The organism is Rhodococcus sp. K11/5 (genome assembly GCF_055193735.1).
Window position 1 is genome coordinate 4,178,184 of record NZ_CM143721.1, and the last position, 23,479, is coordinate 4,201,662.

The window sequence follows — 23,479 nt, forward strand, 5'->3', positions numbered from 1 at the left end:
ACGATGGAATGGACGACACTCTCACCGCCCCCACCAAGATCTGGACGCCTGCGCGCGTGCTGATCACCAAGTCCGCGTCGACGCTGCCGCACACCGCCGAGATCGTGCGCCGATGCGAAGCCGCGGGGGTCACCGAGATCGACGTGATGTTCGGGGACCGGCTCACCGGACTGCGTGGTGAGACCGAGCGGCAGACCTACGCTCGCGCGAAGACGACGCTCGCCGTGGTCGCCGCCCCGGCCGGTGCCCTGAAACCCCAGCCCATTCCCCCCAGCGCCGACTGGCGCATCGACCTCGCCAAGGGGTGCCCGGCGCACTGCCAGTACTGCTATCTGGCCGGATCGCTCTCCGGACCGCCCGTGACGCGCGTGTTCGCGAACCTCGACGAGGTTCTCGCGGGAATCGGCACCCACGCCGGCCGCGGCACCATCACCAGCGGGACCACCGAGCGCGGTCACGAGGGCACCACGTTCGAGCTGTCCTGTTACACCGATCCGCTCGGCATCGAGCACGTCACCGGGTCGTTGGCCGAGGCGATCGCCCGCGTGGGGTCCGGTCGCTACGGCGACGGTGTCTCGCTGCGATTCACCACCAAGTTCGACGATGTCACGGAGCTGCTGACCCTCGACCACGGCCGACGCACCCGGGTCCGTCTGTCCGTCAATGCGGCGGACGTCGCGAATCGCTTCGAAGGCGGTACGGCCCGCATGCCCGCTCGGTTGACGGCGCTGCGCTCCCTCGCCCTCGCCGGGTACCGCGTCGGGCTGACCATCGCTCCGATCATGCCGATCCCCGGTTGGCGGGAGCAGTACGGGCGCCTGCTGGCCGACGTCGCCGACGCCGTCCGGGACGTGCCCGATCTCGATCTCACCGCAGAGATCATCACGCACCGCTTCACGCCGTCGAGCAAGGACGTGTTGCTGAGCTGGTACCCGGGAACCAAGCTCGAGATGGACGAGGACGCGCGCACCGCGAAGCGCAACAAGTTCGGGGGCGTCAAGTACGTCTACCCGCGCGAGACGATGGCGGAGATGCGGACCTGGTTCACCGACGAGCTCGATCGCGTGCTTCCCGACGCCCAGCTGCTGTACTGGACCTGACGTGCCCGAGGGTGACACCGTGTTCGCGTTGGCGCGTCGTCTGCGCGCGGCGCTCGACGGGCGCACCCTCGCTGCCGGGCGGCTGAACGTCCCCGCGTACGCCACCGCGGATCTCTCCGGTCACACCGTGCTGCGGCACCGCACGCACGGCAAACACCTGCTGACGGACTTCGACGGCGACCTCACGCTGCACACCCATCTGAAGATGACGGGTTCGTGGACGGTGACCCGGCCCGGTCGACGGTTGCCGCGCCGCCTCGACCCGGACGTGCGGGTACTGCTCGACTGCGTCGACGGCCCCACCGCCTACGGCATCACGCTGCCCGTCGTGCATCTCGCGACGACGCCGGACGCGCGTGCGTTCGTCGCTCACCTCGGACCGGATCCGTTGCACGACGAGTTCGACGCGGAGCTCGCGGTCGCGAACATCGCCGCCCGACCGACGCGGCCGATCGTCGCTGCCCTGCTCGATCAACGCGTGATGGCCGGGCCCGGGAACCTGTGGGCGAACGAGCTCTGTTTCCTCCGTGGGCTCGGCCCGTGGCGTCCGGCGGGCGACGTCGACGCGGTGCGCCTTGTCGCGCTCACCCGTAAAGCCATGCGGCACTCCGCCACCGTGCCGAGAGCGATGCAGGTGACCACCGGCGACACCCGGCCCGGCCGACAGCACTGGGTCGCCGGGCGGGCGGGGAAGCCCTGCCTGCGGTGCGGCACGTCGATCCGCGTGGTGCCCGAGGTGCCGGGCGACGCGGAGCGGCGGCGAACGTGGTGGTGTCCGCACTGCCAGCCGGGGCCGGAACGCGACGCGGACCGCTGAGCGGCCCGCTCGGCTCACATACTCGCCCGCGGAGCCCCCATCCCCGGGTCGATGCGGTGCGGACCCGACGCCGACGGCGCGACCGGGAAGTCGAAGATGGCCGTCGGAATGTACACCGTGGCACACGAGTTGGGGATGTCCACCACACCCGAGAGTCGACCCTCGATCGGCGCGGACCCCAGCAACAGGTACGCCTGCTCGGGGCTGTACCCGAATTTCGTGAGGTACTCGATCGCGTGCAGACACGCACGTTGGTACGACAGGTCGGAGTCCAGGTACTTCTGCTCACCGTCGAGCGTGACCGAAATACCCGAGAACGCAATCCATTCCGAGTACTTCGGCTCGACGTTGCCGGGCATGAAGATGGCGTTCTCGCTCACGCCGTACGTCTCCATGCCGCCCTTGATCAGGTCGACGTGCAGGTCAATGAAACCGCCCATCTCGATCGCGCCGCAGAAGGTGATCTCGCCGTCTCCCTGGGAGAAGTGCAGATCGCCGAACGACAGGTTCGCTCCGGGCACGAAGACGGGGTAGAAGACCCGCGTCCCGCGCGTGAAGTTCTTGATGTCCTGGTTGCCACCGTTCTCCCGCGGCGGCGCCGTGCGCGCTCCCTCGCTCGCGACACGGGAGAACTCTTCTCCGGCAAGCGAACCCAGGATCGCACCCGTCGGCTCGGGCGAAAGTGCCAACGGCGGCACACGGGACGGGTCGGTGGCGATGAGGGCGCCTTCGCGCGCGTTCCACGAGTTCAGCAGTTTCTGCGAGGGAGCCGTTCCCATCAGGCCGGGGTGGGTGATCCCGGTGTACTTCACGTGCGGGACGTGGCGAGACGTGGCGCTCTGACCCGAGAAGTCCCAGACCGCCTTGTACGCGTCCGGGAACTGATCGGTGAGGAATCCGCCACCGTTCTGCTTGGCGAAGATGCCCGTGTAGCCCCACCCCTGACCGGCGAGGGGGCCGGAGTCCTCCTGCGGAATGGGCCCGAGGTCCAGGATGTCCACGATCAGAAGGTCGCCCGGTTCCGCACCCTCGATGTGAAACGGCCCGGAGAGCGCGTGCACCGTGTCGAGCGGCGCGTTCAGGATGTCCTCGGCGGAGTCGTCGTTGTGGATCGCACCGTCGAACCATTCCCGGCAGTGCGCGCGAAACGTGGTGCCCGGCTTGACCGTCACCACCGGCGGAATGTCGGGGTGCCATCGATTGTGGCCGACCAGTTGCTGATCGGTGAAGCTCTTCGACGAGTCGAGCGGGAACAACAGTTCGGGCACAGCACACCTCCGTGACGACGACTTCTGCAGCGGATCACTTCCAGATGAAACTATTGCACTACGACGATATATCCGTACGGCGTCGCCCGTGTGACATCCGTGTGACCGATGCCGACGCGTCCGGCGCCGGTTACGCTCGGACCGTGCCCACCTACGTCTTCCGCTGCTCCTCGCCCTCGTGTCGCACCGGCGGGACCTTCGAGCAGCACCACCCCATGGCGACCGTGCCGGACGCGGCCCCGTGCACCTCGTGCGGCGAACCGGCCACGCGCACGGTCACCTCGCCGGCGCTCGGTCGCGGGAACAGCTCGATCGTGAAGGCGCACGATGCCGCCCGAGCGTCGGCCGAGTCACCGGCCGTCGTCTCGTCGCTCCCCGGCCGCGGTCGCGCCGGAACGCCTACGACCTCGAACCCGCTCCACCGGAAGCTGCCGAGGCCCTGACGGACGGCGTCACCTCGAGCAGCAGGTCCACCAGACGTGGCGCTCGTTCGGCCAGAAGTTGTTCCAGCGCAGTCGCTGTGGCAGGACGCGCGGCCAACCGGCCGTACGCGGCGGCGCCCCGGCGGGTCTGGAACACGAGCACTCGGCGGCGGTCTCGCTCGTCCGGGCGTCGCAACACCAGATTGTCGTCGACCATGGCGTCGATCAACCGGGTCAGACTCGGGGCCGGCAGCGACGTCACGGCGGCCAGCGCCGACATCGTCACCCCCACGCCACCGCGTGTCGCCGTGAGCACGTGCCAGTGGGCGGGAGGCATGGCGTCACCGACGGCGGCCGCCTCGAGGTCCGACGCCAGGCTCGCGAGCAGCCGGGTCAACTCCTCCACGGCACGCAGCGGATCGGGGACGTTCATGGTGGAACAGCCTACGTGCCGACTATCGTGAAGTGCTCGCGCCCGCACCCGACGAAAGTGCACCCGTGACGGACTTCGGAACACCCGACGGCCTGCTCCCGGCGGACGGCTGGCCGATCACGTCCGGGTCGAGATCGGCCGCCCCGGCCGTCGACGTCGCCCTCGTCGTTCCCCTGAGCGGCCCGGCCGGCATGTTCGGTCCCTCGTGCGAGGCGAGCGCCGAACTCGCGGTCCAGGACATCAACGCTGCGGGCGGGGTGCTCGACCGCCCCGTGCGCATCCATCCCGTCGACGCGGGTGCCCCGCTCGAGGAACTGTCCGCCACCATCGACCGACTGGTCTCCACCGGCGCGATCGACGCCGTCGTCGGCTGGCATCTGTCCGACGCCCGGCGCGCGATCACCCCGTACACCGCGGGCCGAGTCCCGTATGTCTACACCACGTTCTACGAGGGCGACGAAAGCTCGGACGGGGTCTACATGGTGGGGGAAACTCCACGGCAGCAACTGTTTCCGGCGATGACGTGGCTCCGTGAGCATCACGGCGCACGCCGGTGGTCGATCGTGGGGAACGACTACATCTGGCCGCGGCGCACGGCCGCCCACACCCGGGAGTTCGCGGGCGCACACGGCCTCGACATCCTCGGCGAGAGCTATGTTCCGTTGCGCAGCAGGAACTTCGGTGCCGCGATGGACATGCTCCGCGACACCGGTCCCGACGGCGTACTCGTGCTCATGGTCGGCTCCGACAACGCCGCGTTCAACCGCGCGTTCGCTCGCGCCGGACTCGACGAGCACCACCTCCGCCTCGCCATGATGATCGGCGAGGACGTGCTCCACGCGAGCGGTCCCGAAGCCACCCGCGGCCTCTTCACCGCGAGCGGGTTCTTCGAGAGCGTCGTCACCTCGCCGAGCCTGTCGTTCGGGGCGCGCTGGTTCGGCGCCGTCGGTGCGTCGGGCCCGACGCTCAACAACATCGGCGAGTCCTGCTACGAGGGCGTCATGCTGCTCGGCGCACTCGCGGACACGGCCCGCAGCCTGCGCGTGGGCGACATCGCGTCGACCTCCGGGTCCGTCGGCTACTCGGGTCCGCGGGGCGAGGTCGCTCTGCGCGGCAGCCACACCCGCCAACCGGTGTTCCTCGCGGAGTCGGACGTCGGGGCCTTCAGCGTGGTGGCGCAGTTGGCGTGATGAACCGCTATCCCTTCAACTCCGCGTGATACGTCCGCATCGCCCCGGTCAGCGCCCCGAACACCCGGTGCGCCGCGTCGAGATCGCTGTCCGGCAGATCCGCGAGCGCGGTGTGGACGTGCGCGCCGAGTGGGCCGAAGAACTCTCGCGCGACGGCCATGCCCGGTTCGTCGTAGCGCAGGTTGACGCGCCGCCGGTCCTTCGTGTCGGGTTCGCGGCGGATGTGGCCGGAGGTGATCATGCGCTCGACGAGGTACGTCATCGCGGCCGACGAGAGCCCCAGAACCGTGCCCAGCTCCCCCGGAGACACGGGGCGTCCCGCGACGTCGGCGATCATGATGTGCAACAGTGCCCGAAAGTCGTTGGCACTCAACGAGTGCTGCGCGCCGAAAACGCGGCCGATCTGATCCGACTCGGCGGTCATCGCTCGCATGTCCGAGGCGATCACGGATTCGAGTTCCTCGCGTGTGCTCACTGATGGCTCCTTCGAACTCGGCGCTCAGCGTACCCGGCCGCGTCCGTCCAAGTGTCTCAGTTGATTAACGATAAAGAAACTGAGAGACTCGACCGGTGACCGAGAACTCCCCCTGGGCCCGCATCGTCGACGCCGTCACCGGGCGTCGCGCCTGGATCGTGGCCCTCCTGATCCTGCTCGCCTCCGGAGGCTTCATCGGAGCGATCGGCAGCAACTCCGCCGCGGAGAGCTCGCCGACCTCCCTGCCCTCCGACGCCGAGTCCGCCCGCGTCGACGCGCTTCTCGAGGACTTTCCCGACGCGGACATCGCATCCGTCATCCTCGTCGTCACCCGAACCGACGGCGCACCCCTGGCCGAGCCCGATCTCGCCGCGATCGCCGCCGCTCAGCAACGCATGAACTCCGTCGACCGCGGTACCGACGCCGCCGGCGCCCCCGTCGTGCCGTCGCCCGACGGCGAGGCCGCGATCGCCCCCGTCGAGGTCTCCACCGCCGACACCGGATTCGCGCTCACAGACCTGGTCACCGAACTCCGTACCGCCGCCACTGCGGATCTGCCCGCCGACCTCGACGCCCAGATCACCGGTGGCCCGGCGTTCGCAGCGGACATCGCCGACTCGTTCTCCGGCGCCAACTTCACCCTGCTCGCCGTCACCGCCCTGGTCGTGGCGCTGCTTCTCATCGCCACCTACCGGTCCCCGGTGCTGTGGCTGGTGCCGTTGGCCGTCGTCGCGTTCGGTGACCGCGTCGCGTCGAGCGTCGGGACCGGGGTGTCGGAACTGACCGGACTCTCCTTCGACGGCAGTACCTCCGGCATCACCAGCGTGCTCGTGTTCGGCGCGGGCACCAACTACGCCCTGCTGCTGATCTCCCGGTACCGCGAGGAACTCCGGCGCCACGAGGACCACCGCGTCGCCCTGAACCTGGCCGTCCGGCGCGCGGCCCCGGCGATTCTCGCCAGCAACTCGACCGTCGTCCTCGCCCTGCTGACCCTTCTGCTCGGGACCCTGCCGAGCACGCGCAGCCTCGGCGGTCTGGCGGCCGCCGGACTGATCGTGGCCGCCGTGTTCGCACTGTTCGTCCTGCCCCCGTTCCTGTCGCTGTTCGGCAGGAAGCTGTTCTGGCCGTTCGTTCCCCGCGTCGGGGACCCCGAGCCGACGGACCGTGGCGTGTTCTTCCGCGTCGCGAACGCCGTCGGTCGCCGTCCGGGACGGACCGCGGTGATCTCGATCGCCGCACTCGCGGTCTGCGCGCTCGGCCTGATCGGCACCGACGTCGGGCTGTCCCAGACCCAGCAGTTCCGCGTCGACGCCGAGTCCGTCACCGGCATCGACACCCTCGCCGAGCACTTCCCGGCCGGCCAGTCCGATCCGTCGGTGGTGATCGCTTCCACCGACGCGGCCGCGGAGGTCGACGCGGCGCTGCAGGGGACCGACGGTGTCGTCTCCGCCACCGAAGCCCGGACGTCCGACACCGGCCTCACCGAGTGGTCCGTCGTGCTCGACGCCGAACCCGCGTCCGACGCCGCCTTCGCCGCAGTCGAGAACCTTCGCGCGGCCGTGGGGGCGGTCCCCGGAGCCGACGCGGTGGTGGGCGGAAGCGACGCCCAAGCCCTCGACACCGCCGACGCCGCGGCCCGAGACCGGCTGGTCATCATCCCGATGATCCTGCTCGTCGTCCTGCTCGTGCTGTTCGCGCTGCTGCGCTCGATTCCGGCACCGCTGATCCTCGTCGCCACCACGGTGCTGAGCACCCTCGCGGCCCTGGGCATCGGAAGCTGGGCGAGCCAGAATCTGTTCGGATTCCCCGCGCTCGGCGACAACGTTCCGCTGTTCGGCTTCCTGTTCCTCGTGGCCCTGGGCGTGGACTACACCATCTTCCTGGTCATTCGAGCGCGGGAGGAGACCCCGGAACACGGCACGCGCGTCGGCATCGTCCGCGCGGTGGCCTCGACCGGTGCGGTCATCACCAGCGCCGGCATCGTGCTCGCCGCGGTGTTCACCGTCCTCGGCGTGCTCCCGCTGATCCTGCTGACGCAGCTGGGCATCATCGTGGGGCTCGGCATCCTGCTGGACACCTTCGTGGTGCGCACCGTCGTCATTCCCGCGATCTTCACCCTGGTCGGACCCCGGATCTGGTGGCCGTCGCGCATCGACGCCCACTCCGAATCCACCCCAGAGCCCATCCCACGATGAACACCGCACGATCCAGCACCGCCACATCCAGCACCGCCACACCCAGCACCGCAACACAAGGAGCCCCGTCATGATTCGCACCCTCGTTCGCACCGCCCTGGCCGGCGCGCTCATCGCCGGCGCCGCGTTCGCCGGCGGCGGAGTCGCCACCGCGCAGTCGTCCGACTTCCCCGCCTTCCCCGCCTTCGAACCGCTGCAGCCGGTCCCCTCGCTCGACGTCGAGCGGTACCAGGGCGACTGGTGGCAGCTCGCCGCCGTGCCCCAGTTCTTCAACCTGAACTGCGCCCGCGACACCAAGGCGAATTACCAGCTGATCGACCCGCTGAACGTGCGCGTCCAGAACACCTGCACCACCTGGACCGGCGGGCAGAACAACATCATCGGCAATGCGCGGGTCAACGACACCGTCACCAACGCCCAACTGCGCGTGAGCTTTCCGGGCGTTCCCACCCAGGGCAACCCGGAGGGACCCACCAACTACATCGTCACGTACATCGCCGACGACTACTCGTGGGCCCTCGTCGGCGACCCGTTCCGCTCGTCCGGCTTCGTGCTCTCGCGCTCGCCCGAGGTGAGCATCGAGCGGTGGCAGGAGATCCGTCGCGTGGTCGAGAGCCGCGGGTACAACGCGTGCCTGGTCCTCACCTCGCCCACCACCGCCGGTTCGCAGGACATCCGCCCGCTCTGCACCGTCTGACCGTCGGAACGGACGGCTCCCGTCATCTCACCCCACGGAGGCTGACATCGATCCCGGCCGGCCCGGCTACACCACGCGGAGAAAGCACAGAGCCTCTTCGAGCCGGTCGGGATCGTAGCCTTTCCACTTCGCTACGGGCACGTTGTCTCTCCCCACCTCGCTGAATCCACGTCGGATGAAGAACTCCGCTGCGTCGGCGCTGACGGTCACGGCGAAGAGGTGCTGGATCCCCTGATCGCGGCACATCTCCACCAACCCGTCGATCAGCAGGCCGCCCGCGCCGAGTCCGGAGAACTCCGCGACCGTGATCAATCCCGATACCTCGGCAAACCCGGTTCCCGCGTAGGTCTCCACCTCGAGACCCACGACCCCGGCGAGGTGCCCGGTGCGCAGGACGCGTGCGCCGATGCCACCGACGGCCATCCGCGCGATCTCGATCCGACTGCGCTGCTTGAGAACCCCTTCACGGACACCCTGAGCGACCAGTGCCTCGATCGCAGGGAAATCGTTCACCTGTAGTTCGGCCAGATGGAGGTAGCGGCCCTGGGTCAGCACGGTTCCGCGGCCTTCGAACGTCAGCAGCTCGACATCGAGATCCTCGGCGCAGCAGAGGTTCACACTGTATGCGCCACCACCGAGCGCCTTCTGCGCGGCGGGAACCACATCGTCGAGTCCGCGCTCGGCCAGATGAGCGGTCAACCCGTCTCGATGAGCGTCGATATCCGCGAAGCTGCGCGGTGGCCGACCCCATCCGCCGCCCGGATCGGTGAGCACCATCTTCGACGCCCTGATGCCGGCAGAGACGGTGCCTGCCGTACGCGTCACTCCGGCAGCGTCCGCCCCCACCACGACGCAGCCCGAGTCGGCGACAGCGAGCCAGAGTTCGGCGACGGCCTCGTCGTCCCACACCGTCGACACGTCGAGGGCGGGGCCGCCGACAGCCGCATCGATCCTCGGGACGTCGCCGGACGGGACCACGAAGACGAATCGAGTGTCACCGGTGCGGAACTCGTCCACCGTTCGGGTCACGGCCTCCAGCGCAGCAGTGCCGACCACGGGCAGAGCGACGACGATCGTGACCCCGCGGAACTCCTCGATGAAGAAGTCGCGCTCGGGAACAGGCACTCCGTCCGAGGTGTGCCGGACAGTCGCCTTCGCGGGCACCGCGCGCTTCGGCCGTAACATACGCGGATTCGCCCGCTGCTCGTCGTCGGTCATGGTCGTCCAAGTCTGGGCTGTCGCCACCGCACCCTGCAATCGCGTCGGGTGACGGGTTCGACACAGCGGCGGTTCGGCACAGCGGCGGTTCGATCAGCAGCGCTCCGGTGCAGTAAACGCTCCGGTGCAGTAAACGGGGTGGAGCGTCGTCTGCTGCACCCGATTCGTCACTCCCGGCTCCGCCGTCGCACCCTGGCGATGATCAGGACGACGGCGAGAACGCAGGCCGTCACGGTGAGCCCGAAGGCGCCGCCGACCGGAATCGTGTCGACGAGAACGGGCAGCGGGGCCACGACCACCAGAATCAGAGCGAGGACCCCGGGGAGGTAGATCGCCACCGTGGTGAGCCGATTCTTGCCTCGACCAGGCGACAGCTTCTCGTCCCACCGCATGGCGGCCATGTTCGCCGGGATCGCGGGAACGATCAGGAGAAGCGGTGACAGCGGGATGCCAGTCCGTCCCATCAGCGCGAACACGATGGTCGCCGTCCAATAGGACGCGGCCAGGACCACCACGCTCATCGTGAGCCCCAACGCGAACGTCGAGGGCTCGTAGTCCTCTGGTTCTTCATCGGATGACTCCATACCGATCATTACCCTACTGAACGGCTACGAATCCGCCCCGCACCCCAGCACACCCTCGTAGAACCTCAGATGCTGCGTCGCGGCGTCGTCCCAACTGTGCGACGCCGCCAACTCTCGACCGAGGACAGTGCGATCCCGCGACCCCATCGCCTCTGCAAGCGCACCGGCCGTCGCACGGGCATCACCCCCGTAGCGCACCGCATCACCGAACACCTCGCGGAACACCGGAAGATCGCGCACCACCACAGGTATCGACGCAGCGAGGGCTTCCATCGCGGCAAGCCCGAAGCCCTCCTTCGTCGACAGGAACGCGAACGCCGAGGCACCCGCGACGACGGACGGCAGGACGTCGTTGTCGACGGTGCCCAACACGAGGGGTGCCACCGGCAGCTCGGCGGCGCGCCTGTCGAAGTCGTCGCGGTAATCTCGGTAGTCGAACAACGTCTCACCACCCGCGAACACCAGCCGCACATCCGGATCTTTCTGCTGCAGAACTGCATACGCGTCCAGCAGATCGAAACTGCCCTTCCGGGGCTCGATCCCGCCGACCGCCAGCACGTAGCGGCCGAGTCGCTGCCGCCACTCGTCACCCTGTGCCGACTCGAATCGCCGATGATCCACCCCGTTGGCGATCACCGTCGGAGTGAACCCCCACCCGTTCCGCACTTCCTCCGCGACTGCACGGGACACACAGATCCGCGCATACGGCTCCACCACGGCACGTTCGTGGCACGCGGCGAGCTCGGGAGTGGTGAACTGCTCCAGATGGTGGATCGTCCGAATGCAGTGTCCCACCGCGTTGGCCGTGATGCAGTCCTGCGCGTGCACGATGTCGGTCCCGTCTCGCTCGAAAGCGTTCCGCATCAGCGCGATCGAACGCAGGATCCGGTCACCGACGGATTCGTCGTCGACGGCCGGAAACGGGACCAGTCGCACGGCCACCGCGGGATCGATCGGCCGGTAGAAACCCTCGTCGCCACCCCGCGCGAGCGACCACACGGTGACGTCCGCACCCGCGCGCGCCAGTGCCTCCGCGAGTTCGACGGTGTGCACCACGCCGCCGCGCGGCTTGGTCGAATAGGTCAGCAGCGAGACGCGCATTCAGGTTCCCGTCGTCGAGGCACGAGTCCCGGCGTGGTGGGGCCCGAAGTCGTAGGTGTCCGGCCGCCGTTCCTCCAGGTGCCGCAGGGTGCGTCGAGCCCGCGACACCTCCGCGTCGACGTCGATGTCGCAACTGGCCATCCCACCCTTGTCGCGCGTTCGGGTGAGGACCTCACCGCCGGGTCCCACCACCTTGGCCTGACCGAGAAACCGCAGCGACCCCATCACCCCGGTCTGATTCGAGGACACCAGCACCACCTGGTTCTCCGCGGCGCGCGCGGCGTCGTAGAGGTCGAACAATCGAGACTGCCTGTCGTTCGCCAACTTCGACGCCCGGTCGGTGACACTCGCGGGCCACGCCGACAGCGCGGCGACGATGCGCGCCCCGTCGAGAGCGAGTGTCCGTGCCGCTTCGGGAAACGTCTTGTCGTAGTCGATGAGCATCCCCAGGCGCCCGACCGGGGTGTCGAACGCGCGGAACGCATCTCCCGCCGCGTAGGCCAGCGATTCGCCCGCCGGTTGGTGCACCTTCCGGTGGTTGCCCAGAATCCCGCTGCCGGTCAGGCACATCGCCGCGTTGTATCGGTGCTCCCCCGCATCCTCGGTGTACCCGATACAGACGGTCAGGTGCCGGGCCGCCCGTCTGATCGCGTCGAGCTCGGGTCCGTCCGGACGCACCGCCGGCGGGAGCTCGTCGAGTCGCGGCGACCGGAGATCGCCGATGTAACCGCCCAGAGCCGCGTCGGGAAGTACGAGCAGATCCACCCGATCCTCGACCGCGCGGTCGACGATGCCGACCACCTTCTCGACGGCACGATCGACGTCGCGACCGAAATGCCCGGCGAGCGCGGCGATCCGAATGGGCGGCATCGTCAGGCCGAGACCTCGACCGCGGACCGGGTTTCGTCCAGATACTCCGACATCCGTGCCGCGAGGAACTCCGCGTCGCGGGCGATGGCCGCGAATCGTCCCGAGCCCCAACTGTTCTGCCACGGCAGTCCGAGGAAGTACAACCCGGGCGCCGACGTCACACCACGGGTGTGGGTGGGCTGACCGGTGCCGTCGAACACGCCGACCTCGAGCCAGCGATAGTTCCGTCGGAAGCCGGTCGCCCAGACGACGGACGAGATTCCCGCCTCGGCGAGGTCCACCGAGGTGGGTTCGGTCTCCGGACGCCACACCGGGACGTACCGTTCCTCGACCGGGGCATCGATCCCGCATCGGGCGATGTACGCGTCGATGTCGTTCTTGATGCCCTCGCTGACGGCGTCGGCGGCGTCCAGCGAGCGTTCCAGAGTGGGCGCGAACGTCAGAGCTGCTCCGTCGGTGGTGGATTCGATGTCGGTCAGACGCCCGTAGAGCGCCATACCGTCGAGCGCGAACGCTCGCAGATCGATGTCGCGGCCGCCGTCTCGACCGGTGACGTAGTGATTCGTGCTCTCCCGCTTGGACAACCCACCCGCGTGATCGGCGATCGAGACGTCGTAGACCCCCATGTCCTGGAGCCACGCGACGCAATCGCGGCCTCGGTAGAAGCGAGCGACGCGCGGAGCGGACCCCGCGACCAGGTGCACCCGCCGCCCGTCGAGGTGGAGATCCTCGGCGATCTGAGCGCCCGACTGTCCGGTACCCACCACCATCACACCGCCCTTCGGCAGCTGTTCGGCGTTCCGGTACCGCGACGAATGGATCTGGACTATCGACGGCGAAATTCGCTGAGCCAGTTCGGGAACGAAGGGAGTGTGATATCCGCCGGTCGCCACCACCACCTCGTCCGCCGTCATGGTTCCCGAGGACGTCTGTACGGTGTACCCGCCCTGCGGATGACGCCGGACCGACGTGACCGCGGTGTGCTCGCGCACCGGTGCGCCGAACGAGTCGGCGTAGCCGCGCACGAAGTCGTACACCCGATCTCGGGTCATGAAACCGTCGGGATCGTCCCCGTCGTACGCCCGGCCGGGAAGAACGCACTGCCAGTTGGGGGTGACGAGGGTGAAGTTGTCCCACCGGCCGTCGATCCATTCGTGCGCAACGGTGTCGCGCTCGAGCAGAACGTGGTCGATACCGCGGCGCGTCAGGTGCCAACTGATGGACAACCCCGCCTGCCCGGCGCCGATCACGACGGCGGTGTGGTGCTCGCGTGACGACGGTGTGGTCATTGCGGTTCTCCCAGGTGCAGGACACGAACGGTGCCCGAATCGAAAGCGGCGGCGGTGATCTCGATGTCGCGCAGGGTCGCGGCCGCCGAGGTGCACGCGAACCCGTACTTCGCCTTCACTCGATCGCTGGCCTCGGTGAGCGCGATACGGCTGCGCGTCACGAAGTCGTCGATCGGGTACTTCTCCCCCACCGCGAGATGGTCTCTGATCACCAGCGACGGGGAGTAGCAGTCCTGCCGACAGCCGTTGGGCCACACCACCGAGAACGTCATCTCAGGCACGGGTCAGCGTCCTCTCGATGCGAGACATGCTGTCGGCGTCCGTGATGGTCCCGTAGACGTGGGGCCGTCGATCGCGCAGCATGTACATCCCGCCGCCGCGCGCCGCGGCGTTGGCCTTCCGAACGTCGATCCGCGCCGTTGCCAGCCCCGGCTCCACTCCCGTGTCCGCGAGGACTTCGCCGCCCGGTCCGACGATCTTCGCGCTGCACACGAAGTCCAACGAACCGAACGAGCCGGCCTGGTTCGACGCGACCCACACCACCTGGTTCTCCAACGCGCGGGCCTGATCGTAGATGTCGAACCGTAGCTTCCAGCGATCGTCCGCCATGTTCTCCGCGCGTCCGGTGCGCGAGGTCGGCCACGCCGAGAGCGAGGTGATGATCTCGGCTCCGTCCAGCGCGAGTTCACGCGCGGCCTCGGGAAAGGCCTTGTCGTAACAGATCTGCATGCCCATCCTGCCGATCGGTGTGTCGAACGCCCGGTACCCCTGCCCCGCCGAGTAGCAGAGGTTCTCCCCCAGCGGCTGGTGCACCTTGCGGTACGACCCGAGGACACCGTCACCGTGCACGGTCACCGCCGCGTTGTACCGAGCGTCGCCGTCGGCCTCGCAGAAGCCGAAGGTCACCACCAGGTCACCCGCCATCTCGGCCACCCGGCGGATCTCGGGACCGTCGAGTTCCAAGGCCGGCGGTAGATTCGCCAGGCGTCGCCGACGGGTCTCCTCGGTCTCGTCTCCTCCGCCGAGGCTGGGCAGGTACCCGCCGAGGCACGCCTCGGGGAGCACCAGAAGGGCGCTGCCCCGCCGGGTCGCCTCCGCGATCAGAACCTCCATGGTCTCGAAGGACTTCTCCATGTCGCGCCCGAATTCCGCTGCAGCGACGCTGATTCCGATCTCGGTCATGCTCGTCCCAATCCTGTGACTGTGGTGTGTACCGCGCGAGTGCTGACGCCGTCGGGCCAGAGAAGCGTCACGCCGGGCTCGGCGGTGAGGCGTCCGCACACGGCCGAGGTGGCCGGGCCGGGGTTCGGAATCGACGCGTCGGGCCGATCGGCGGTGATCATGGCGAAGCCGGGGAAACAGGTGACCCACTGGCCGACCGACACATCGTGCGGTCGGGGGATCGTCGCGACGTCGAGTACGGCACCGGTCCCGCCGGCCTCGGCGAGCATGCCGACCGTCCCGGCCAGGCCGGCCATGCTGACGTCCTTCGCCGCTCGCGGCCGGCTTCGGGCCACGAACGACCCCAGGTGTCGTAATTCGTCGGTTCGACGCCTCGACGTCGAATCCCATTGACTACCCGGATATCCCGGTCGCCACCCGCCACCCAGGTCGGCGGTGAGACGCAGCTCGTCGCCGACGCGTCCTCCGCCCGCGCGGACGGGTGAGTCCGTTCGCCCGAGGGCGGTGACCGACAGCGACGCGGGGACCCCGACCTGGGTGTGACCGCCCAGCACCGGAACTCCCCACGCCTCACTCGCTTTCGCCAGTCCGCGAACCACTCTGGTCAACAACGATCGTGTCGTCGCGCCCACGGCATCGAGCATTCCCACGGGTGTCGCTCCCATGGCCGACAGGTCGTTCAGGTTGACCAGAACCGCGCACCATCCCGCCCACTCCGGGTCGCGCTCCACCATCGAGGGAACGATGGCGTCGCACGCGGCGATGACGTCCGTCCCCGGCAGCGGAACCCCGTCGTCGCCCAGAAATCCGGATCCGGAAACTCCGTTCGCTCCCAACCCGAGCGGATGCGACGCCAGGGGTGCGAGGACGTCGCCGAGCATGGCCTTCGTCGACGACACCAGGTTCTGAACGGTGTGAATCGGCCACCGCATCGCCACGTGCGGAGTGTCCGCCACGACGACGTCGCCGACGCGCGTCCACCCCAGTTCGGTGAACATGCGCTCGTACCGCGGTTGGACGGTGGCCTCGAAGCGCAGCACCGACAGGGTTTCGGCCAGCGCGCACGCGGCGGTGATCAGAGCAGGGCCGACGGAGCGGGAGCGGGCGTCCCGCGCGACGACCAGTCGGCTTCCCGCCCACCAGCCGAGGTCGGGTTGCGTGCAGGGCGCCACCCGAACGCCTCCCAGCACCGTGCCGTCGGGAGCGGCGGCGATCAGAACGTGTGTCCGCGGATCATCGTCCACGTCGTCCGCGTCGGTGCCGTCGAAGAGACCCTGCTCGACGACGAAGGCATCGCGCCGGAGTCGGCGGTAGGCGGCGAGGTCGGCAGCGCCGTCGGCCGGTCGCACGAGAAAGACCGGTGGAGTCGATGTACGGGGCGCACCGGTGAGGATGGCCAGGTCACGGGTCGACTGGTGGAGCACGGTGTCACCCGCCCATGTTCTGGAGCACGCTGCACGCACCGCACGCGGCGCATCCGGCCTTCTGCTCGGACCCCAGCATCCCGGCGTCGCGAAGCACGTCCGCCACCCGCCGGCTCACGTCGGCCAAGACCTCCGACGGCGGTGCCGTCGCTCCGTCGACGTCCACCGCCAGCGTGCCGGCGTGCGGGCGGAACGGGACGACGAACGGATAGACCCCCATCTCGACGAGTTCGGCTGCACCGCTGACCAACTCGTCGGGATCTTCGCCCAGACCCACCAGGAGGTAGGTGGACACCTGATTGCGGCCGAAGACCCGGACGGCTTCGGCCCACGCGGCGCGGTAGTCCGACAGCGGAACCTCGGCCTTGCCGGGCATCCAGCGACGGCGTACGTCGTCGTCGAGCGATTCGACGTGGATGCCGATCGAGGCCGCGCCGGCGTCGCGGAGTTCGGTGAGAGTACCGAGGTCGCCCGGAGGTTCGCACTGTACCTGAATGGCGAGCGACGGCACCGCCGCCTTCACCGCGCGTACGCATCGTGCGAGGTGTCGCGCACCCCGGTCCTTCGCAGCCGATGTTCCCGTCGTCATCACCATCTGGGTGATCCCGTCGAGTCGTACCGCCGCCTCGGCCACCTCCGCGAGCTGGGCCGGGGACTTCACCGCGACCGTGGCATTCGCTCGGAGCGACTCCTCGATGGAGCAGAACCGGCACCGCGTCGACTCGTCGTACCGGATGCAGGTCTGCACCACCGTGGTCGCCAGAACGCTCCGCCCGTGAAGCTTGGCGATCTTCTCGTACGACACTCCCTCGGCGGTGGTCAGGTCGTAGAAACGAGGGCGCTCGATGGCGGCGACGTCCAACCCGATGTCGTCTCCGTCGAACAGCACTCGGTCACCGTCGAGAAGGTAAGGGCTGTCGGGGTTTCGAGGGAGCGCGGCACCCAGACCGTCGATGGTGACATGTCCGTCGTCGCTGGGCCCGGCGCCGGCGGTGCGACGGACCGGCGGCTCGCCCCGGATGCCGAGCAGGGCCAGGTCCACCCGATGATTTCGCGTCGACGAGCGTGCTGCGCCGGGCGACTGATGCTGGGTCTGGACGACGGACATGTCGATCCGCCCTAGACCATGTAGGTGGAGTTGATGATCGCGCCCTTGCGGGCGTAGTGGATCAGCGCGTCCTGGACGTCCAGCGGGTGCGCGGGCACGACGCCCTCGATCAGATCCTCCTCACGCCCGCCGTGCAGCGCGAGACCGAAACGGCAGCAGAACACGGTGCCGCCCTCGGCGATGAACGTGGCCAACGAATCGTTGATGTTCTGCTCACCCGGGAAGCCCGAGTCACCGGTGGTGGGGAACCCGCGGGTCGCCAGGCAGTTGATGGCACCCGGTCCGTAGAAGTACATGGCCGACTCGAAGCCCTTGCGCAGGGCTCGGGTCGCCTGCAGAACGGCAACGAAGCTCACCGAGGACTCGTGGGCGATGCCGTGCACCAGCGTGAAGTAGGTTTCCCCGTCCTCGGCCTTGTAGTCGGGGAAGATCTTCGTGCTGCCGTAGATGTTCGAGCCCTTCGGCAGCGAGGGGTGCGGAATCTCGGCGAGCGAGGCGGACATGTTGTCGAGGATGGTCTGATCGAGGCTGGCCACGTGGTCCTCCGGGAGTCGAGGTGAGGGAGCGTTTGCTCGCAGGTTCAGTACAAGCCCGGTCCGTGTCGAAATGGTCATGCGAAGAACAACGTCACGTTTCGTGATGCTCACTTTCGACATCTGGCCGCAACAAAGCGAGACGCCCACCCGTGGCTCGGAGGGTGTCGCAACGACGTCCAGCCTCACCCCGTGTGTCGGGTGAGGCTGGGCGGCAGCGGTTTTGGCCGCATTGTCAGTCCGGTTCTTGCTCCGGTGGTTCGGGGTCGGGTGGGTCGGGGTCGTAGAGGTATTCGTCGGGGTGGTGGTAGTGGTTGATGCGCCCGGTGCGCCTCGCGTCGAGCCAGGTCGGTGGGTGCCAGAGGGTGCGCCCGGGGTAGGGGTGATCGTCTGCGGCGGTGGTGGTGGACCAGCGCAGGTTCGGGTCGTCGCCGATGAGGTGGTGATGCCGATCGCAGGCCAGGGCGAGGCAGTCGATGTTCGTGCGCCCGCATTCCGCCCAGTCGGTGACGTGGTGGGTTTGGCAGCGGGTGGCGGGTCGGGTGCAGCCGGGGAAGGTGCAGCCGCGGTGCCAGGCGGTCAGGACGAGGCGTTGGTCTTCGGTGGCGAGGCGGCGGCCGCGTTCGAAGTGCAGGGGGCGGCCGTGGCCGTCGAAGAGCAGCAGGTAGGGGTGGGCGGCGGCGGCCATCTGTATGGCCTGCCTTATCGGGATGTGGGTTCCGGTGCCGGTGAGGGCGAGTCCGGTGGCGTTTTCGAGGTCGTGCAGGGTCATGGTGACGATGGCTTTGGTGGCGACGCCGCGGTGGTGTCCGAGCAGGTTCGAGCTCAGCAGCAGGCGGATGGCGTCTTTGAGGTCGTCGTGGATGCGTTGGCCGCGGCTGCGCAGATCCCGCTCCGGCTCCGCACCCGGCTCCGCGTCGGGGGTGGGGAGGCCGAGGTCGAGCTCGGGATCGGCACTCGCACCGGCGTCGGCGTCGGCGTCGGGATCGGCGGTGGGGGAGTCGTTCCCTTCCGCTCCGCCGTCTGCCGAGCCGCCGGACGCACCGTCGTCGCCCTCGTCACCACTCGCAGCGCCTTTCTTCGGTCCTTTCTTGGCTCCGGGTTTGCCCATCGCCTCGGTGACCGCTTCGAGCAACGCCCGGAACTCCGCATCGACCCGGAACTTCCCCCGACTGAGCCCGTGGGAGTCCTGTTTGTCGAAGTGGATGAAACACGACGCCGCCACTTCCTCCTCCGAGGGTGGGTTTCCGTCCTCGTCGAGGTGCGCGAGGATCCGCTCCCCGGCCGCGCGCACCGCATCCGCAGCGTGCTCACCGCACAGCGCCACCAGTTGCTTCTCCGCCTCCTCGGCCACCTCCGGGCCGACCGCCTCGGGGATGCGGGAGACGATGTTCCGGATCACCGCCACGTGCGCCGGATCCAACACACCCTGCACGGCGGCGGTGCCGGTGTGCGGATACACCGGCGGCATCGGCTTACCCGTGAACGCCCGCCGCCTCCCGACGTCGGCGGCGGTGCGCAACCGGTCCCCGGCGGCGCGGGCGGTGATCCGCAACACCATGCCCAGGGAGAAGGGGGCGGAGCCGCCGAGACCGTCGAACCCGCCCTGATGGACGGTGTCGTTGAGCCAGGTGTACGACGAGCCGAGCAGCGAGCGGCGGACGGTTTCGGTGCGGGCGATCAACGCCAACCGATCCCGATTCGACAACCGTGACGCATCGACCGATGCGAGTTCCGCCATCCCCTTCTCCAGCGACGCGATCAATGTTTCGACGGAGGCGTCGGTGATCACGGCGCCGGCGATGTCGCCGACCCCGTCCCCCGTGCCGTCCCCCGAAAGCATGATCAGAAGGTAACCGACCCCACCGACACGAATCGAACATACGAGCGAACTACCTACACGGGTGCAATCCCGGCGAATCGGGGCATCGAAGTGCCGGTGACGAGGACGGATAAGCTCGAATCACCATGTTCACTCCCATCACCATCGGCCTCTACGTGCTCCCACTGCTCGCGGCACTGTGGGCGCTGATCAAGCTGATCCGCAACAAGCCGCTCCTGCTCGCCCACAAGAGCGATCGGGTGTTCTTCCGATACCTGGTGGGCATCGAGCTCCTCGTGATCGCGCAGGCCGTGGTGGGTTTCGTCGCGCTGGCCACCACGGATCGCGACGTGAACGCGCTCACGTTCGGCGCCTACCTCATCGGTCTGGCACTGCTGTTGCCAATCGGCGTCTGGTGGTCGTTGGGGGACCGCAGTCGCGGCGGTACCGGGGTACTGATCGTGGTGACGCTGACGCTCGCAGCGATGGTTCTGCGGCTGACACAGATCTGGGACGGATATGCCTGAGACGAACACACTGGCCGACACCACGCGGTCCGGACCCGGCCGCATGCTCATCGCGGTCTACGCGATCTTCTCGGTGGCCGCGTTGTCCCGGTCCGCCGTTCAGATCGGCACCCGGTTCGAGGTCGCGCCCGTCGCCTTCCTGCTGTCGGCCTTCGCGGCGCTGGTCTACATCGTCGGCACCGTCTGCCTGGCGCGCGCGTCGACGGTGTCGAGACGCATCGCCACGATCTCGTGCGTCGTCGAACTCGTCGGCGTCATCGCCGTATCGATCGCCAGTTACGTGGTGCCGCAGGAGTTTCCGGAACCCACGGTGTGGTCGCACTTCGGATCCGGCTATCTGTTCATCCCGGTCATCCTGCCCATCGCTGCGCTGTGGTGGCTGCGCAAGACCGACCCGAGCAGAACGGCCGGTTAACCCAGCTTCGCGAGGTTGGTCACCGAGTTCCGCACGTCCGATTCCAGCACGCGCGCGACGAAGCCCCCCACCGGTCCGGACAGCAGACCACCACCGAACTTCGCGTCCAGCGAGAAAACCGATCCCGCGTCCTTGGGCTCGACCGTCATCTTCATCTGAATCTTGATACCGCCCTTCCCTTTACCGAGCAACGCGATCTGCTTGGGCTGGTCGTACTCCGTGATCGTCCAGGTGATGGTGTTGCGGAACCCCTTGACCTTGATGAGCGAGTCGATGGTCACGCCCTCGGTCAAGCGGTCGGGAATCGGGCTCTTCCAGCCACCGAAGATCGTCATCCACTGATCGAAGCTGCTGAGGTCGGAGGCCCGCGCCCACGCTTCGTCCGGCGTCATCGTCGATTCCACCGACACGTTCACTCCAGCCACTGTCGAACCACGTTCCTTCTTCGATGTTCGGCCCGCGGATCGCAGGCTCCGTTCGTCCCATACCCATGACTGCCTGCTCGCAACCTATCCTTTCTCCATGGCGGCGATCGACATCGTAGGGCGCAGGATCGCGGTGACCAACCTGGACAAGGTGCTGTACCCGGAGACGGGCACCACCAAGGGCGAGGTGATCGACTACTACGTCGAGATCGCTCCCGCCATGCTCGCGCATCTGGCCGAGCGCCCCGTCACTCGCAAGCGCTGGCCCAACGGCGTCGCGGAGGGCTCGTTCTTCGAGAAGAACCTGGCCGCGTCGGCACCGGACTGGCTCGACCGTCGGCGCATCCACCACTCGGACCGCGTCGTGGTCTATCCCGTCTTCCACTCCGCGGCGGATGTCGCCTGGCTCGGCCAACAGGCGGCACTCGAAGCGCATGTGCCGCAATGGCGGTTCGACGGGGATCAGCAGGGAAAGGCCACCCGCATCGTCTTCGATCTCGATCCGGGCGACGACGTCGACCTCGACACGTGCGCGCGAGTTGCGTGCGAGGTGCGTTCCATGGTCACCGACATCGGTCTGACCGCCTATCCGGTCACCAGCGGCAGCAAGGGAATTCACCTGTATGTCCCCCTGGAGACGCCGGTGTCGTCGTCGGGGGCGTCGACCGTGGCCAAACGAGTGGCGACCCTTCTCGAGGGGAAGTTTCCGGACCTGGTGACGGCATCGATGTCCAAGGCCGTCCGGCCCGGCAAGGTGTTCCTCGACTGGAGTCAGAACAACGGCAAGAAGACCACCATCGCGCCGTACTCGCTCCGGGGACGCGCCGGGCCCACCGTCGCCGCCCCGCGGACGTGGGAGGAGATCTCCTCGGGCGGGCTCGCCCAGCTCACGTTCGACGAGGTCCTCCGTCGTTACCGAGAAGACGGCGACCTTCTCGCCGATCTCGATCCGGCGCCTGCGGACCGGGCGGACAGCCTGGGTCCCTACCGCGGAAAACGCTCCAGCTCGCATACCCCGGAACCCGTCCCGACCGACCCCGACACGACCCGTGATCCCGACACCGCACCGATCTTCGTGATCCAGGAACACCACGCCCGACGCCTGCACTACGACTTCAGGCTCGAACGCGACGGTGTTCTCGTGTCCTGGGCCGTCCCGAAGAACCTGCCCGACACACCGAAGAAGAACCACCTGGCCGTCCACACCGAGGACCACCCCCTGGACTACGCGGCCTTCGAAGGCACGATCCCGTCCGGCGAGTACGGCGGCGGGGACGTGACCGTCTGGGACCACGGCACGTTCGTCACCGAGAAGTGGCGTGACGACGAGGTGATCGTGGAACTCGACGGCGGCCGGGTGCAGGGGCGTTTCGCGTTGATCCGTACCGACGGCACGCAGTGGCTGGTACACCGAATGAAGGACGCGGCCACCCCAAAACCTCCCACCACCACCTCGCCGCCCCGTCACCTTCGGCCCATGCTCGCCACCGCCGGCACGATCGACGGGCTCGACGCCGACCAATGGTCGTTCGAGGGCAAGTGGGACGGCATCCGCATCGTCGCCACCCTGGACCACGGCGACCTGGTGCTGGAGAGCCGAACCGGGCAGGAACTCACCCGACGCTTCTCTCGGATCGCCTCTCTCGCGGCCGATCTCGCCGACCACTCGGCCGTCCTGGACGGCGAGGTGGTGGTCTACGACGACCGCGGGGTCACGAGCTTCGAGGCATTGCAGGGAGCCGGACCCGACGCGGTGGAGTTCGTCTGTTTCGACGTCCTCTACCTCGACGGCACGGACCTGACCACGAAGAAGTTCACCGACCGGCGAAAGATACTGGAGCTCTTGCTGTCCGGACTCGAGTCGGCCACCCTCTCGCCGCTGCTCGCGGGCACCGCGGCGGGGGCCGTGGCCGAGAGCGAGCGCCGTGGATGGGAGGGCATCGTGGCGAAACGACGCGATGCGACGTACGAGGTGGGGCGACGAAGTCGATCGTGGATCAAGCTGAAGAACTGGCGCACGCAGGAGGTGGTGATCGGCGGGTGGCGTGCGGGCAAGGGCTCGCGGGCGGGCGGCCTCGGCTCGTTGCTTCTCGGCCTCCCCGGTCCCGACGGTCTGCGCTACATCGGGCGGGTGGGAACCGGCTTCACCCAACGACAGCGAGACGAGCTGCTGGACGTGCTGCGACCGCTCGTCGATGCGTCGTCCCCGTTCGACGCCCCGCTCCCGACGGCCGACCGCAAGGACGCGACCTGGGTCCGACCGGACCTCGTGGGCGAGGTGCGATTCTTCGAGTGGACCGAGGGCGGTTCGCTTCGGCACCCGAGCTGGCGAGGGCTTCGATCGGACAAGAATCCCGGCGACGTGACCCGGGAGTGAGTCGGAG

23 protein-coding genes are annotated in these 23,479 nt (G+C 68.3%); 8 read left to right on the forward strand and 15 right to left on the reverse strand.

The window, feature by feature from the left end; genetic code table 11:
• Positions 1 to 8 precede the first annotated feature (8 nt).
• Positions 9 to 1,100 (forward strand): spore photoproduct lyase family protein, encoded by a 1,092-nt coding sequence (locus ACY466_RS19460; protein ID WP_463248131.1) that lies wholly within the window; start codon positions 9 to 11, stop codon positions 1,098 to 1,100.
• A 1-nt stretch (position 1,101) separates the two neighbouring features.
• A complete protein-coding gene (locus tag ACY466_RS19465; RefSeq protein ID WP_463248135.1) occupies positions 1,102 to 1,917 on the forward strand; it encodes a DNA-formamidopyrimidine glycosylase family protein in 816 nt (271 codons plus the stop codon).
• 14 nt (positions 1,918 to 1,931) lie between these two features.
• On the opposite strand, the gene fmdA is transcribed toward ACY466_RS19465, so the two are convergent.
• Positions 1,932 to 3,185, reverse strand: coding sequence for a formamidase (fmdA, locus tag ACY466_RS19470; protein WP_463248138.1), 1,254 nt, complete (start codon positions 3,183 to 3,185; stop codon positions 1,932 to 1,934).
• Between the two features lie 399 nt (positions 3,186 to 3,584).
• A complete protein-coding gene (locus ACY466_RS19475; RefSeq protein WP_463248141.1) occupies positions 3,585 to 4,040 on the reverse strand; it encodes a MarR family transcriptional regulator in 456 nt (151 codons plus the stop codon).
• 65 nt (positions 4,041 to 4,105) lie between these two features.
• On the opposite strand from ACY466_RS19475, the gene ACY466_RS19480 reads away from it, so the two are divergent.
• Positions 4,106 to 5,230, forward strand: a complete 1,125-nt coding sequence (locus ACY466_RS19480; RefSeq protein WP_463248144.1) for a substrate-binding domain-containing protein — start codon at positions 4,106 to 4,108, stop codon at positions 5,228 to 5,230.
• Between the two features lie 7 nt (positions 5,231 to 5,237).
• Here ACY466_RS19480 and ACY466_RS19485 read toward each other — a convergent pair whose 3' ends face one another.
• The gene (locus ACY466_RS19485; protein ID WP_463252375.1) at positions 5,238 to 5,663 is read right to left on the reverse strand and encodes a MarR family winged helix-turn-helix transcriptional regulator; all 426 of its coding nucleotides are present in this window, start codon (positions 5,661 to 5,663) and stop codon (positions 5,238 to 5,240) included.
• A 137-nt stretch (positions 5,664 to 5,800) separates the two neighbouring features.
• Between ACY466_RS19485 and ACY466_RS19490 the strand changes: the two genes are divergently transcribed.
• Positions 5,801 to 7,900 carry an MMPL family transporter gene (locus tag ACY466_RS19490; protein WP_463248147.1) on the forward strand — a complete coding sequence of 700 codons (2,100 nt, stop codon included), beginning with the start codon at positions 5,801 to 5,803 and terminating at the stop codon, positions 7,898 to 7,900.
• Between the two features lie 70 nt (positions 7,901 to 7,970).
• Positions 7,971 to 8,597: a lipocalin family protein gene (locus tag ACY466_RS19495; protein WP_463248149.1), complete on the forward strand. Its 627-nt coding sequence runs from the start codon at positions 7,971 to 7,973 to the stop codon at positions 8,595 to 8,597.
• Between the two features lie 66 nt (positions 8,598 to 8,663).
• On the opposite strand, the gene ACY466_RS19500 is transcribed toward ACY466_RS19495, so the two are convergent.
• The 11 genes from ACY466_RS19500 to ACY466_RS19550 form a co-directional block, all read right to left on the reverse strand.
• Positions 8,664 to 9,815, reverse strand: coding sequence for a GNAT family N-acetyltransferase (locus ACY466_RS19500; RefSeq protein WP_463248152.1), 1,152 nt, complete (start codon positions 9,813 to 9,815; stop codon positions 8,664 to 8,666).
• Between the two features lie 167 nt (positions 9,816 to 9,982).
• Positions 9,983 to 10,399, reverse strand: coding sequence for a hypothetical protein (locus tag ACY466_RS19505; RefSeq protein ID WP_463248155.1), 417 nt, complete (start codon positions 10,397 to 10,399; stop codon positions 9,983 to 9,985).
• A gap of 24 nt (positions 10,400 to 10,423) precedes the next feature.
• Positions 10,424 to 11,500 carry an MSMEG_0565 family glycosyltransferase gene (locus tag ACY466_RS19510; protein WP_463248158.1) on the reverse strand — a complete coding sequence of 359 codons (1,077 nt, stop codon included), beginning with the start codon at positions 11,498 to 11,500 and terminating at the stop codon, positions 10,424 to 10,426.
• Positions 11,501 to 12,370, reverse strand: coding sequence for a carbon-nitrogen hydrolase family protein (locus ACY466_RS19515; protein ID WP_463248160.1), 870 nt, complete (start codon positions 12,368 to 12,370; stop codon positions 11,501 to 11,503).
• A gap of 2 nt (positions 12,371 to 12,372) precedes the next feature.
• A complete protein-coding gene (locus ACY466_RS19520) occupies positions 12,373 to 13,659 on the reverse strand; it encodes an MSMEG_0569 family flavin-dependent oxidoreductase (RefSeq protein ID WP_463248164.1) in 1,287 nt (428 codons plus the stop codon).
• Positions 13,656 to 13,940 (reverse strand): MSMEG_0570 family nitrogen starvation response protein, encoded by a 285-nt coding sequence (locus ACY466_RS19525; RefSeq protein ID WP_463248167.1) that lies wholly within the window; start codon positions 13,938 to 13,940, stop codon positions 13,656 to 13,658. Before ACY466_RS19525 ends, ACY466_RS19520 begins: the two co-directional genes overlap by 4 nt.
• Entirely contained in the window at positions 13,933 to 14,841 is a 909-nt protein-coding gene (locus ACY466_RS19530; RefSeq protein WP_463248171.1) for a carbon-nitrogen hydrolase family protein, read from the reverse strand. The genes ACY466_RS19525 and ACY466_RS19530 overlap by 8 nt, the downstream gene beginning before the upstream one ends.
• Positions 14,838 to 16,265: an MSMEG_0567/sll0787 family protein gene (locus ACY466_RS19535; protein WP_463248174.1), complete on the reverse strand. Its 1,428-nt coding sequence runs from the start codon at positions 16,263 to 16,265 to the stop codon at positions 14,838 to 14,840. The genes ACY466_RS19530 and ACY466_RS19535 overlap by 4 nt, the downstream gene beginning before the upstream one ends.
• Positions 16,266 to 16,269: 4 nt before the next feature.
• Positions 16,270 to 17,373, reverse strand: coding sequence for an MSMEG_0568 family radical SAM protein (locus ACY466_RS19540; protein ID WP_463248176.1), 1,104 nt, complete (start codon positions 17,371 to 17,373; stop codon positions 16,270 to 16,272).
• Between the two features lie 11 nt (positions 17,374 to 17,384).
• On the reverse strand, positions 17,385 to 17,909 hold the full coding sequence (locus ACY466_RS19545; protein WP_463248178.1) for an MSMEG_0572/Sll0783 family nitrogen starvation response protein: 525 nt from the start codon (positions 17,907 to 17,909) through the stop codon (positions 17,385 to 17,387).
• A 232-nt stretch (positions 17,910 to 18,141) separates the two neighbouring features.
• Complete coding sequence (locus tag ACY466_RS19550; protein WP_463248181.1) at positions 18,142 to 19,749, reverse strand: HNH endonuclease signature motif containing protein; 1,608 nt, start codon at positions 19,747 to 19,749, stop codon at positions 18,142 to 18,144.
• 125 nt (positions 19,750 to 19,874) lie between these two features.
• Here ACY466_RS19550 and ACY466_RS19555 point away from each other — a divergent pair, with 125 nt between their 5' ends.
• A complete protein-coding gene (locus ACY466_RS19555) occupies positions 19,875 to 20,255 on the forward strand; it encodes a hypothetical protein (protein WP_463248183.1) in 381 nt (126 codons plus the stop codon).
• A complete protein-coding gene (locus ACY466_RS19560) occupies positions 20,248 to 20,670 on the forward strand; it encodes a hypothetical protein (protein WP_463248185.1) in 423 nt (140 codons plus the stop codon). The genes ACY466_RS19555 and ACY466_RS19560 overlap by 8 nt, the downstream gene beginning before the upstream one ends.
• On the opposite strand, the gene ACY466_RS19565 is transcribed toward ACY466_RS19560, so the two are convergent.
• Positions 20,667 to 21,095, reverse strand: a complete 429-nt coding sequence (locus ACY466_RS19565; protein WP_463248188.1) for a type II toxin-antitoxin system Rv0910 family toxin — start codon at positions 21,093 to 21,095, stop codon at positions 20,667 to 20,669. The genes ACY466_RS19560 and ACY466_RS19565 overlap by 4 nt on opposite strands.
• A 97-nt stretch (positions 21,096 to 21,192) precedes the next feature.
• On the opposite strand from ACY466_RS19565, the gene ACY466_RS19570 reads away from it, so the two are divergent.
• Positions 21,193 to 23,472, forward strand: a complete 2,280-nt coding sequence (locus ACY466_RS19570) for an ATP-dependent DNA ligase (protein WP_463248190.1) — start codon at positions 21,193 to 21,195, stop codon at positions 23,470 to 23,472.
• Positions 23,473 to 23,479: the final 7 nt, after the last annotated feature.

Coding starts and splice junctions, on each gene's coding strand:
- ACY466_RS19460 (WP_463248131.1), top strand. CDS start 9: ATGGACGACACTCTCACCGCCCCCACCAAGATCTGGACGCCTGCGCGC.
- ACY466_RS19475 (WP_463248141.1), bottom strand. CDS start 4,040: ATGAACGTCCCCGATCCGCTGCGTGCCGTGGAGGAGTTGACCCGGCTG.
- ACY466_RS19485 (WP_463252375.1), bottom strand. CDS start 5,663: ATGCGAGCGATGACCGCCGAGTCGGATCAGATCGGCCGCGTTTTCGGC.
- ACY466_RS19495 (WP_463248149.1), top strand. CDS start 7,971: ATGATTCGCACCCTCGTTCGCACCGCCCTGGCCGGCGCGCTCATCGCC.
- ACY466_RS19500 (WP_463248152.1), bottom strand. CDS start 9,815: ATGACCGACGACGAGCAGCGGGCGAATCCGCGTATGTTACGGCCGAAG.
- ACY466_RS19505 (WP_463248155.1), bottom strand. CDS start 10,399: ATGGAGTCATCCGATGAAGAACCAGAGGACTACGAGCCCTCGACGTTC.
- ACY466_RS19510 (WP_463248158.1), bottom strand. CDS start 11,500: ATGCGCGTCTCGCTGCTGACCTATTCGACCAAGCCGCGCGGCGGCGTG.
- ACY466_RS19515 (WP_463248160.1), bottom strand. CDS start 12,370: ATGCCGCCCATTCGGATCGCCGCGCTCGCCGGGCATTTCGGTCGCGAC.
- ACY466_RS19520 (WP_463248164.1), bottom strand. CDS start 13,659: ATGACCACACCGTCGTCACGCGAGCACCACACCGCCGTCGTGATCGGC.
- ACY466_RS19530 (WP_463248171.1), bottom strand. CDS start 14,841: ATGACCGAGATCGGAATCAGCGTCGCTGCAGCGGAATTCGGGCGCGAC.
- ACY466_RS19540 (WP_463248176.1), bottom strand. CDS start 17,373: ATGTCCGTCGTCCAGACCCAGCATCAGTCGCCCGGCGCAGCACGCTCG.
- ACY466_RS19550 (WP_463248181.1), bottom strand. CDS start 19,749: ATGCTTTCGGGGGACGGCACGGGGGACGGGGTCGGCGACATCGCCGGC.
- ACY466_RS19555 (WP_463248183.1), top strand. CDS start 19,875: ATGTTCACTCCCATCACCATCGGCCTCTACGTGCTCCCACTGCTCGCG.
- ACY466_RS19560 (WP_463248185.1), top strand. CDS start 20,248: ATGCCTGAGACGAACACACTGGCCGACACCACGCGGTCCGGACCCGGC.
- ACY466_RS19570 (WP_463248190.1), top strand. CDS start 21,193: ATGGCGGCGATCGACATCGTAGGGCGCAGGATCGCGGTGACCAACCTG.